The 12,189-nt window shown below is 43.5% G+C and carries 9 protein-coding genes; 6 read left to right on the top strand and 3 right to left on the bottom strand.

The window, feature by feature from the left end; translation table 11 throughout:
* Positions 1–164: 164 nt before the first annotated feature.
* Positions 165–1,358 (bottom strand): multidrug effflux MFS transporter, encoded by a 1,194-nt coding sequence (locus R7P67_RS02845; protein WP_017821607.1) that lies wholly within the window; start codon positions 1,356–1,358, stop codon positions 165–167.
* Between the two features lie 105 nt (positions 1,359–1,463).
* Here R7P67_RS02845 and R7P67_RS02840 point away from each other — a divergent pair, with 105 nt between their 5' ends.
* Positions 1,464–2,351, top strand: a complete 888-nt coding sequence (locus tag R7P67_RS02840; RefSeq protein ID WP_025768470.1) for a LysR family transcriptional regulator — start codon at positions 1,464–1,466, stop codon at positions 2,349–2,351.
* Positions 2,352–2,534: 183 nt separating this feature from the next.
* Entirely contained in the window at positions 2,535–4,355 is a 1,821-nt protein-coding gene (locus tag R7P67_RS02835; RefSeq protein ID WP_005375494.1) for a putative bifunctional diguanylate cyclase/phosphodiesterase, read from the top strand.
* A 106-nt stretch (positions 4,356–4,461) separates the two neighbouring features.
* Here R7P67_RS02835 and R7P67_RS02830 read toward each other — a convergent pair whose 3' ends face one another.
* The gene (locus tag R7P67_RS02830) at positions 4,462–5,745 is read right to left on the bottom strand and encodes a peptidoglycan DD-metalloendopeptidase family protein (protein WP_025768471.1); all 1,284 of its coding nucleotides are present in this window, start codon (positions 5,743–5,745) and stop codon (positions 4,462–4,464) included.
* A 124-nt stretch (positions 5,746–5,869) separates the two neighbouring features.
* Complete coding sequence (locus R7P67_RS02825) at positions 5,870–6,499, bottom strand: hypothetical protein (RefSeq protein WP_262652939.1); 630 nt, start codon at positions 6,497–6,499, stop codon at positions 5,870–5,872.
* A 200-nt stretch (positions 6,500–6,699) separates the two neighbouring features.
* Between R7P67_RS02825 and R7P67_RS02820 the strand changes: the two genes are divergently transcribed.
* The 4 genes from R7P67_RS02820 (at position 6,700) to R7P67_RS02805 (ending at position 12,053) form a co-directional block, all read left to right on the top strand.
* Positions 6,700–7,101: a GFA family protein gene (locus R7P67_RS02820; RefSeq protein ID WP_025768472.1), complete on the top strand. Its 402-nt coding sequence runs from the start codon at positions 6,700–6,702 to the stop codon at positions 7,099–7,101.
* A 152-nt stretch (positions 7,102–7,253) separates the two neighbouring features.
* Positions 7,254–7,925 (top strand): YoaK family protein, encoded by a 672-nt coding sequence (locus R7P67_RS02815; protein WP_054574422.1) that lies wholly within the window; start codon positions 7,254–7,256, stop codon positions 7,923–7,925.
* Positions 7,926–8,380: 455 nt separating this feature from the next.
* Complete coding sequence (locus tag R7P67_RS02810) at positions 8,381–9,745, top strand: YjiH family protein (RefSeq protein ID WP_017635848.1); 1,365 nt, start codon at positions 8,381–8,383, stop codon at positions 9,743–9,745.
* A gap of 436 nt (positions 9,746–10,181) precedes the next feature.
* Positions 10,182–12,053: a methyl-accepting chemotaxis protein gene (locus tag R7P67_RS02805; protein WP_054574423.1), complete on the top strand. Its 1,872-nt coding sequence runs from the start codon at positions 10,182–10,184 to the stop codon at positions 12,051–12,053.
* The last annotated feature ends 136 nt before the right edge of the window (positions 12,054–12,189 follow it).

Here is a 12,189-nt window from a genome sequence, read left to right as displayed (position 1 = left end):
CGATTAGAGATCGGATAGCCATTGGGCAGAAATGTATTCCAAGCTTGAGAGAAGTATCAAGGTTCGCCCTCTTCCTTTCAAACCAAGTCATTCAGTATACACAACAGGCCAGACTTAATTTAGCTGCGCATTTTAGAAAGCCGACCTTCTGGTTGCAAGTATATTCAGATGGAAGTTTCTGCTTGAACCGTCCCTTCTGGCACTTTACGAAATTGGCTTAGTACAAGAACAAAGCAAGAAAGTAACGCAATAAACAAATAAAACACCCCAAGCTGCTGCTGATTCGTAACCCATGAGTCTACTAAGTACCCACCAAACAAACCTGCTAAACACATTTGAATAGAACCAGATAGCGCAGAAACCGCGCCTGCCTGTTGCTTATGTGGTGAAAGTAGCAAACTGATCGAGACCGGGAATGACATTCCTTGAGCAAAACTTAAACACGTGAATGCCGTCAGCAATGAAAATACACTGAAGGGGGTAACCAACAACATGAAGCCAGCAACAGCAACAATCGCGAAACTCATCAGCAAGATTTGCTGAGCTTTGTAACGAGCATTGATCAAATTCAGCACTAAGCTACCCGTCAGCAAACCAACTGATGGTATGATCATCAAAGAGCCGTAATCTGCCGCCGTCAATCCTAACTCTTGTTGCATTAAAAATGGATACAAGGAGAGCGTAACCAGAGCCGATAAATAACTAAGCCAGTTGTAGCTCGCACTACCAATCACTTGTGTATTCGTTAACAGACGCAAATAGTTCGCGCTTACTTCGCCTACTTTAAATTTTCTCTTCGGATAAGGCAGCGTTTCTGGCAGCACCAATAAACCAAGTGTAAAAATTGCCATTAAGTAAATCAGCACAAACACGAAGACAGCATGCCAACTCAGGTGAAAAGCAATCCAGCCACCAAACAGCGGAGCAATAATTGGCATCACTGAAGCAGTGACTGAAATATAAGATAGCGCTTTGGTTAATTGCATACCGTCATAACTATCACGCAGTACTGACCGACCAAGTACCGAAGCGCTGCCCGCTCCTAGGCCTTGCAATAACCGTCCCGCTTCAAGGGCAACAATGTTGTCCGAAAACGCGATGCAAATAACCGTACCAACTAGATATACACTTTGCCCCAGAATAAACACCGGCCGACGACCAATTGCATCAGACAATGGGCCGTAAAAAAGCTGAGAGATACCGAAGCCAACGAGAAATAGCGTGACGAGATTCTGAATCGAATGTTGCGGCAAATTCAAGTCATGACCAATCAATGGCAAAGAAGGAAGATAAATACTGACGCCAACTTGGCCTGTGGCAATGATCATCATCGCTAATAACAATGGTGTTTTACGCAAACGTTCCTCCTACTTTGTGACAGATTGATGGCAAACAGTGTATATTTGATACTCAAAGATGATAATCAGCTAAGTTGGAAAGGAATTAATTCCCAAGGAGATACAATGGACTGGATTCAAAGCGTGAAGAGTTATATTCGTGTGGTCGAAGAAGGTAGCTTTAATGCAGCAGCGCGGAAACTCAATACCACCAGCTCAGCTATCAGTAAGCGAGTTCAATGGCTAGAAGATAAAATTGGCGTTCAACTACTCAAACGTACGACCCGCTCAATTAGCCAAACTGAAGCTGGTGCTCTGTTTTATCAACGAGCAAAAAGTCAGCTTGATTCATGGCAATCGGTATTAGATGAAACTCGCTCAGTCAACCAATCACCAGCGGGGCTATTAAAAATTGGGGCAACGTTGGCCGTTGGTTCTAAATTTCTAGTTCATTATCTTGATGATTTTCTTGATAAATATCCAGACATCACACTTCAATTAACAACAACGCTACCAGGTCAATTGCCAGAGCTAAGCTTAGACCTGTTTATTAGCCGGGAATTAGAGCAACTGAACTCTCTAAGTTTCAAAGCTACTGCACTTTTCGAACATAAAGCCCAGTTTTACGCCGCGCCTAGTTACCTAAAGAAATATGGCACACCACAATGCGTTGAGGATCTGACAGAGCATAATGTCCTGATTTGGGGAGAAAAACCCTCACGAGAAATCAAAACAAATCGAGGCAAACGTATCAGCTTGTCCGGTAACTTTGCCACGACCAACCCAGAAGCGCTGTTTCATGGTGCCAAAAGAGGCATGGGTATTTTGATGACGAACAACGTCATGATCAAAGATGATCTCAAATCCGGCGCGTTAGTCCCTATCCTGCCCGATATCACAGCGGATAAAGCCACTGTATATGCCTACTATCCAAAGCTGGATTATCAGCATACCCGAACTAAGCTATTCCTCGATTATCTCAAATCACGATTAGAAGAGGAGAAGCGCGCCTAGCTTAGCGTTTTTATCGCTATAGCTTTAAAAGGTTCAAGCATAAAAACATGAAAATAATGATTTGTTCGTTCACAAAATTTGAAAAATCTGCCTTAGTAACCGATAGTTTATTTGATGCATATCAAATAATAATTCGTCGTGTCTTACACGATATGTAAATAACAACGCTAGGTGAAATGCTCAATGGGTCAGGTACAAATCAGTTTCCACAAAATTGATGAGATATTGAAGCTAAACGGCACGGCTCAGCTAAACCGAGTCACGCTAGATATTCATCAACACTTGCAGAGCCATTGCACTTGCGTTGTAGAAGTTGCGCATCTTCAGCATTCGGCTCATACCATTTCCTTCGCCAGCAATGGAAAAATTACAGACAACCTAAGCTACCACCTTTCAGGCACCCCCTGTGAAAAAGTGGCGAAAGACATTGGCGAACATATTTTCTATCAAGACCAGGTATACAAGCGTTTTCCTGAAGATCAGATGTTTCAAGAAGATGGCATTCAAGCTTACATTGGCCTGCCATTGAAGACACAAAATGGCGAAGTTCTGGGAATTTTACTGTCTACCTTTACCCGAAGCATCCACGCGAAAGAAGCGCAAGATATCCTCGACTTCCACCGATTTTATGCCAATGTCATTATTCATAGCTTACGTGAAAAGTGGGTCAGTGAACGTTCAGATAAGCTTCTTAATCAGCTTAGCTATGAGGTATCGCATGATAACCTAACTGGACTGCTCAACCGTAGCTGTTTAGCTGATACCTTGGAGACATTAACGCAGCAGGCGACTCGCCCATTCAGTTTGGCGTATCTTGATATCGATAATTTCAAATCGATCAATGATATCAACGGAAACTATATCGGCGACCAAATCATTAAGTTCACAGCTAACGCCATTCAACAGAGCTTGTCGTCGCCAAACAATGCGTTCCGTGTTGCAGGAGATGAATTCGCCTTCATCACGTACGACGAAGATCCTGTAGCCGTGTGTCAGGAAGTACTCGACAAAATTGAAAGCGGCTACAGCGACAAATCTAACCGGATTTCTTTCACCGTTAGTATTGGTATTGCACGTGCCCCAGTACATATGTTGAACAGCGATGAGCTGATTTTGAATGCCAGTCTCGCTCTCAAAGATTGTAAAAAACACCGCGATACACGGATTCAGCATTACGACACACACCTTAGTGCGTTATACCACCGTAGGACGCAGCTTATTGAGGCAATGCGAATCCAGCTAAGTACTGATATACAAGACAGCGATGAGTTGTATGTAGTGGTTCAACCGATCGTCGATATCACGAGCGACCGCTGGAATTACTTTGAAATTTTGACTCGTTGGAATAGCAATATCTATGGAAATATCTCTCCAGCGGAGTTCATTGAAGCTGCCGAGCAATCAGGCCTGATTATCGAGTTAGGTGAACGGATTATTGAACTCGCGTGTATCGCAAAGCAAGAACTCGAAGCGAACCTAGGCTATAAAGTCAAACTCTCCATCAATTGCTCAGCGTATGAGCTGGTTGATTCCAACCGTTATATTAATCACTTAACCAACATGGTTGAAAAGTATCAGCACGAAGCAAAAGACTTTGTTATAGAGCTCACCGAGACCGTCTTACTCTCACAAAGTGGCCGTGAACAGATGGTACTTAACTCGTTGCGATACTTGGGTTTTAAAGTCGCACTGGATGATTTTGGTACAGGATACTCAAGCTTGAACTATATACACAATTATCCGATTGATAGCATCAAAATCGATGCTACCTTTGTGCAGAACATGCTCTCAAATACAACCTCTGAACAAGTAGTGTTTTTGATAGCGCAATTGGCAGAGCTGCTTGATGTGGATTTGATTGCCGAAGGCGTAGAAGACGATAGAGCACTACAAAAGTTAATTGAAATGGGCTGCCACTACATCCAAGGTTATTTTTACTCTCGTCCACACAGTGTTGAAGAAATCGTACACCTGATAAATGAACGTGAAGTGCGGAGTGCCTAACGTACTGAACAGACTGCTGTCATAGAATTCAAATCTAGTTAATGCACAAAGTAAAAGAGACCAAGCTATGCTTAGTCTCTTTTTGTTTTTTAAGCGAAGTACTTTATTACAGCACTGCTTTCTCTTTATCGCGTAATAGTCTATCCATTTCATCTCTGTTCGCGACAAAAGTAGCCATCTCTTTCTTAGGAACAGAACTCGCCATTGGGATATTTGCTCGCATAGCGTTAACTGGACGGCCGTATTCAATCAACTCATAGTGAAGGTGTGGCCCAGTCACTCGACCTGTTTTACCAGAAAGACCGATACGCTGGCCTCGAGAAACCTTTTGCCCTTTCTTCACCAAAATCTTACTTAGGTGTAAGTAACGGGTTTTGTATTTGCTGCCGTGCTCAACAACCACGTAGTTACCCGCATAGGGGTGTTTACGAGTCATGATCACTGTACCATCACCAGTAGAAACGACTGGTGTACCGGTTGGTACAGCAAAGTCAGTGCCGTTGTGCGGCGCAACACGCCCCGTTACTGGATGTAAACGATTAGGGTTGAAGCCAGAACTGATACGCCAACGACTACTTACAGGGTAACGTTGGAATGCGCGCTGTAAGCTTTCACCTTTGGCATTGTAGAATTGACCATCAGTATGAAGGTAAGCGGTGATCTCGCGGCCGCGATTATAAATCTTAATCGCCTCAATTTCGTTCTTACCTGTTGGTACACCATTGATGCTTTGTGAGCGACGAACAACTTCAAATCGATCACCTGCACGAAGATCACGTCCAAAGTTAAGTTGTTCTTTGAGTAAGCTTACGACTTGACTCACTTCCGCCGACGTTAAACCTAAACGACTCGCAGAAGAAGAAAAACTGCCTTGAATAACGCCAACTAAAGGTTCTTGGCTCCACACGCCAGGAATGGAAATATCAGTAAAGTCATAGCTACCATCACTATTCAGCTTGTAGACCACCTTATCTGCAATAGAAAATTGCAGTTCCATTTTCGCTAACTCGCCTGTCGCATCATCACGCCAGAAACGGAGCGTATTGCCCGGCTTAAGTGTATCAAGTGCCAAGTAGTTCAAATCCGTTTCCATTACTTTCATTAACGAGCTGTAACCGAAACCGAGCTGACTAAAAATAGTGCTTAGGTTGTCACCTGCTTGGATTTGATATTCGAAGTTCGGGGGAGTGACAACTTCGGCAGTTGTCGCATCAAGAATTTTTTCAACGACCTGAGATTCAGGTAGGTTCAATGCGATGGTTTTGGTTAAAGATGACTCTTTGAGAGAGTGAGAAACACCAATCGCAACTAAAACTGGCAAGGAGTATAACAGCAGCGCTCTACGACTTGTCAGATTCGGCAACCGTCTTGTAATTTCATTTGTAGACACGGGAATTACTATCTCCTTTCAAACAAGGCTCATAGCTTATGCATTCCCGAATAAGAAATCACTAGGAAATTTCGAGATCTAGCGCAGAAAATACTGAATTTTTACAGAACTCAAAAAAAATTCATCACTGTTGCATATGTAAGTTATTCCCTACACGCTGTAATGTGGATGAATTGAATTGATTTGGCGTGTCTGCCATTGCTTGATCGTCACCGTGCGCTAAATATGAAAGCGTGATAGTTGTATCACTTTTCCATTCGAGCTGAGTAAATTTCACGCGGTCACCAACAAAAATACTGTCTAAAAGGACAACTCGGCTCGGCACGGGGTCAAACTTGAACAAGCCAACATAGTTAAACGAACCGCTACCTTGTGTCGTTACAATCATCGGTGCAACAACCCATGAAACACCTTCAATCTCACGCTGAATAATCGACGCAGTTGGAACAAGTACCTGACCTTTTGTCGCACCTGCATCATAGTCACCGATCAAATAGCCGTTTTCTTTATCCCACTCATCAAGAAAAGTGACCGCACTTTGCTCGGGGACTTGGAGCGTCCAAGGATTACGTGCAGTGATACCAAGCGTCTCTTGCACAATAACGTTAGTTTCTACTTCTGTTTGAGGAAACTTAGCCATGATCTCGTCATCAGACAAACTAAAACGATAAACACCCGCGATCACAACCACAACCAATAAAACGATTGGAATAAGTAGAATAAGTGGTATCGGCAGGATTTTTTTGTGAGTCATGAAGACTTCCTTGTTTCAAGGTATAAACGAAAAGCGAGTATACCATTGTATACCCAAATGATTTCACCTCTTCAAGTGTTTCAAAATTAAACTAAACTGATTGTATCCAAATAGTTTCAAGTCCAGAGCTCATAACGAGCTAGTGACACAAGCTCTGTGCTCTAGGTCTATTGGTGTATTGGGACAAATAGGTAATCACGATGACAAAAACCATTCATACATGCGAGTGCGCCTGCGGTTTAGTTGAGATCCGTTGTAAGGGAGAGCCCACCCACACGTCTGTCTGCCATTGCTTCGAATGCCAAAAACGAACTGGCAGTGTTTTTGGGGTACAAGCTCGCTTTGAAAAAGAACACGTCACTTTAAACGGTGAAGTCACTAGCTATACCCGAATTGGCGATGATGGCAGTGAGGTTCAGTATGACTTTTGTCCATCCTGCGGCACGACAATGAGGTTGTTCGTTGCTGCATACCCAGAAATCATGATCATTCCCGTCGGTCTATTTACCGATAAAGAGTTCCACCAACCTACCGTTTCAGTCTATGAACAAATGAAACACGGGTGGGTGAGTTTCGAATGCACAACGGAACACATCTGCTAGCGGGCAATCCACGTTCACATATTTACTTTGGCTCGGACAAACACCCTATAAGTGAGATTTTTTGAGAATGATCAATCGAGTTTTACTGTAAAGGGTTTCGTAACTCGGTGTGAGCGTTATAATCGGCTCCTAATATTTGGTGGGGGTTTATTGTGATTTCCAGACTTCCTCGTTGGGTGGAATATGGCGCGTTTCTACTAGCTCTTCTCGCGGGCTGCGTCAACGCCGTTGGTCTTCTCGGCTTTCAACACCAAGCGATAACTCATCTTTCGGGAACCGTAACTCAGCTAGGGAACAGCTTGCTAACAGGTGTGGATAGCTCCATTCACCTGCTCTTCATCGTATTTAGCTTTTTGATTGGCGCTGCCTTTAGCGGCTTTTTTATTGAAAGCAGTGCGTTAAAACTAGGGCGAAGATATGGTGTTGCACTGTGCATAGAAGGGAGCTTGCTCTTACTCAGCTTGGGCTTTTTGGTGCAAGGGGATTTGTACGGCCAATATCTAGCATCAGCAGCATGTGGATTACAAAACGCCATGATCACCACGTTTAGCGGCGCAGTAGTCAGAACCACACATATGACCGGAATCATCACCGATCTAGGGATTATGATTGGAGAGAGCTTGAGAGGTCGTCAATTTGACCGACGTAAAGCAAAATTATTCCTATTCATTTTCTTTGGCTTTTTGTTTGGCGGCGTCGCGGGAGCGGCTCTATTTATGGTATATGGTTTATATACGCTGGTTTTCCCAGCAATATTGGCTTTTTCTACGGCTCTGATTTACTGGAGTTACCTATACATACTTAGCCGTCAACAAAAAGCATAAAATTTCGATCCGATTGAAGCGACATGCTTCAATCGGATTTGGCTCAATAGGTTCACACTGCAACGGCACAAGAAACGCTGAACGGTATTTTGACACCACTAAAAACCTTAGAATAGATAAGGCTAACTGAATTTCTGGCAAAGAAGTTAGTCAGATCAAAATCACATTTGTTTACCATTTTATTATTCCAGTCACAATGCGCCCCATAATTCACTGCGCAATTCGCCTCTCGTGCTACAATTTTCTAACACAAGCAACATATTCGCATACACTTAGACGTTATTTGACCAATTACCCGACAAATCGGCTGAATAACTAGATGTATTTAATGAATAGTATTGCAATGGATGCAGTTTGCGGGTACCCTCCGCAAAACTGTGATTAAATACGGATGTTTAGTGAATATTTATGTCATGGAAATGGCAAGTATTGACTAGTAGTAACACGAGACAACTATGCATAACACCACTAATGCTACTGAAGCTCCTAAGGGCAACTTTTGGATGTTTTTCATCCCTTCCCTAATTGGTCTTCTACTCTTTATGGCTCCGATCTCTTACGATGGCGGCCTAACCATTCCCGTTGCCGTGATGGCAAAAGTCATCCCAGCGGTGTTAGGCGATACCTTGATTGCTATCGTCACCAGTATCATCGCTTTCATGGCCGTTGCTTCTGTTCTTTGCAAAATTTTTAAGCCAGCTGCAATTTTACGTAATGGTTTTTTAAACGGTCTCTTCAACCCATCTCCACTTTGGCTCGTTGTTCGTTTAATCGGCGGCGCTGCCGTGTTAATGACGTTCTTCCAAGTGGGTCCAAAAGCAATTTGGGAAGAGAACACTGGCGGGCTTGTTCTTACTGGTCTTCTACCTACTCTGTTTGCCGTTTTCATTTTCGCGGGTTTACTGCTTCCGCTTCTTTTGAACTTCGGTCTTCTGGAGCTATTTGGTGCGTTACTCAGTAAAATAATGCGTCCGGTATTCAACCTACCTGGCCGCAGTGCAATTGACTGTATGGCATCTTGGCTAGGCGACGGAAGTGTTGGTATCTTGCTAACCAGCAAGCAATACGAAAATAAGTTCTATACTCAGCGTGAAGCGGCTGTTGTCGGGACCACTTTCTCAGCAGTATCGATCACGTTTAGCTTAGTTGTTATCGCTCAGGTAAAACTAGAGCACTTATTTTTGCCTTTCTACGGCGCTATCTGTCTAGCTGGTATCGTAGCTGCGATTATCATTCCTCGCCTTCCTCCGCTTAGTCTGAAGAAAGATCGCTACATTGACGGCAGCAACCCAGATAAAGACGCAGATGCAGTGCCAGAAGGCCACACCACATTCTCTTGGGGTATGGATCTAGCTCTTAAGCGTGCTGGTCAAGTCACATCGGTTCAGTCTGTATTTAAAGAAGGCGTACACAACGCAGTCGACATGGTATTTGGCGTATTACCTGTAGTGATGGGTCTTGGTACCGTTGCATTGGTGATTGCAGAATACACGCCTGTATTTGCAATTCTGGGTCAACCGTTTATCCCATACCTAGAGCTACTGCAAGTCCCTGAAGCTGTTGCAGCATCACAGACAATCGTTGTTGGCTTTGCGGATATGTTTATTCCAGCAATTTTAGCGGCCTCAATCGATAACGAAATGACACGTTTTGTTATTGCAGCAATGTCAGTAACTCAGCTTATCTACATGTCGGAAGTAGGTGCCCTACTGTTAGGCAGCAAAATTCCAGTAAACATTGTAGAGCTCTTCGTAATCTTCATTTTACGTACGTTAATCACATTACCTGTGATTGCTGGCGTTGCTCATCTTATTTTCTAAAATCGAGACGTCAATAAACAAAGGCTCCGCATCGTCGGGGCCTTTTTTATACCTAAAACTCCGTCCACATTAGGCTTTTAGTAAAAAGCTCATAATTTACAAAGACAAAACTTCAACAAAACACCTTTCAGCACCAACAAAATTTTCATCACCTCACCTGTAAAGCCAGTTAATGCCACTGTTTGTTAAGCAATTCTTTTCATTATGACTATTTCATTAATTGAGCTCGCAAACATGATCACACTCACAAGTTTTAACGTAAATTGTCGGTTTGTTTAAATTTAGTTAAAAAAGACGACAAATGAGTTCATGTTTTTGACAAAGATGTCGATAAAAATATAACCAAACACAATAGGTTTCTCTTTATGCCCAATTCGCTCGGTTTAAAAGAGGCGAAAGCAAAGTGGAACCAACCGGGAGAATCAGAGGAAAGCTCATGAAATTCAGACATAAGGTTGTCACAGCCTCTTCATTTTTGCTGCTAATTACCGTGTCGTTATTGTCGACACAACAAGTTATGACCATCCGCTCCCAAACTCAGGAGCAAATCGACTCAAGTGTCAACGAGATATTGACCAGTGTTGGTAACACTGTGCAATCAGAAATGAATGCAAAGAAGGATCTCGCTCGCTCCATTACTGAAGTGATTGAGCTTGACCCCAGTTCACATAGCTATGTTCAAAACATACTTGAAAGACCCACGCCAAAAAGCAGCTTCCTTGCCATCGGTTTTGGTTATGAAAGTAATGGCTTTGTGATTGAAAATGACGACGGCTGGGATGCGGGCCCAGACTACGACCCACGTCAGCGTCCTTGGTTTATTGCAGCTAAGAGCAAAGGCGATTTGGTCGTAACCGATCCGTACGTCGATGCGTCTTCGAAAAACGTTATCATCTCTGTTGGTACGCCAGTAAAAGAAAATGGCCAGTTTTTAGCCGGTATGTTTTATGACCTCGAATTAACTACCCTTTCTGATCTCGTCAACCAAGTGAATCTGTTTGATGCTGGTTACTTATTTTTGGTCACCGCTGATGGCACAACCATTGCTCACCCTCAAAGTAAATACAACGGTGAGAAAGTCGGTAGCTACCTCCCACAAATCGAACTTACGCAATCAGCACAACATGTTGAGATTGATGGCAACCGCTACATGGTTAACCTGACTCACATTCCTGGCGAGAACTGGTACGTAGGTTCGGTGATCGATGAAGCTGTTGCCTATTCTGCCGTAGGAGAGCTTCGTAACAACGCTATTATTTATTCAATCATTGCCGTGATTGCATCTATTATCGCCCTAACTCTGTTGATTCGCACTCTCATGCGTCCTTTGGACACGCTAAACAATGCGATTAAAGATGTAGCATCAGGGAAAGGCGACCTTACACAACGCCTCGAAACAGATACTGACCAAGAGTTTTCTGAGCTTGCCACAAACTTCAATACGTTCATGGAGAACTTACAACAGCAAATCATTGAGTCGAAACGTATTTCTGATCAAATTTTAAATGGAACTCAAATCACCGCTGAGGGCGCAAAAGACTCGGCAGGCGCAATTCACACTCAGCTGCAAGAGCTAGAACAACTTGCTACCGCGATGCATGAGATGTCTGTCACCGCGACAGAGGTTGCTAATAATGCGCAAGGTGCGGCAAGTGCAGCCAAAGAAGCCGACCAAGCAACGGTTGAGGGGTCTTCTATCGTTGGTGAATCGACACAAACGATAAACATGCTTTCCGATAGCATTGACCTTGCAGTCGAAGAAGTACAAGTGTTGGAATCTGCTACCGCCAATATCGAAACGATTCTAAAAGTCATCAACGATATTGCGGACCAAACGAACTTACTCGCGTTGAATGCCGCAATCGAGGCTGCACGTGCGGGAGAATCTGGCCGAGGCTTCGCCGTTGTTGCAGATGAAGTCCGTACACTGGCACAACGTACTCAAGAGTCGACAACAGAGATTCGTACTATGATTGAGCAACTACAATCTGGCGCTTCTTCTGTGGCAAATGCCATGCATCAAAGCAAAGGTAGTGCTATAGAGGCCGTTGAAAAAGCGGATTTAGCAAATAGTGCGTTGCAACGCATTCGTGACGCGATTCAGCGTATTTCCGATATGAACTTGCAAATTGCCTCAGCAGCGGAAGAGCAAAGCCTTGTCGCTGAAGAGATCAACAACAATACGGTGAATATTAAAGACCTATCGACTCAAGTCGCCGAATCGGCAAATCGAACCAACGACGCGATGCAGGCGCAACAAGAAGATGTACATAAACAAGATCAAATCTTAAATAGATTTACTGTCTAACACTCATCTAAGCAAAAGCAGCGAGCACCGGCTCGCTGTTTTTGTTTTTAACCCTCAACCCTAGTATTGGTCGATGTTACATGTGACATGTTGTTGCTATTAAGCTCAACATTACAAGAACGCCGACTATGTGCCC

This window comes from Vibrio sp. Vb0937 (assembly GCF_033338855.1).
The sequence above is the reverse complement of the archived record's forward strand: the minus strand, read 5'-3'. Positions and strand labels throughout refer to the sequence as shown.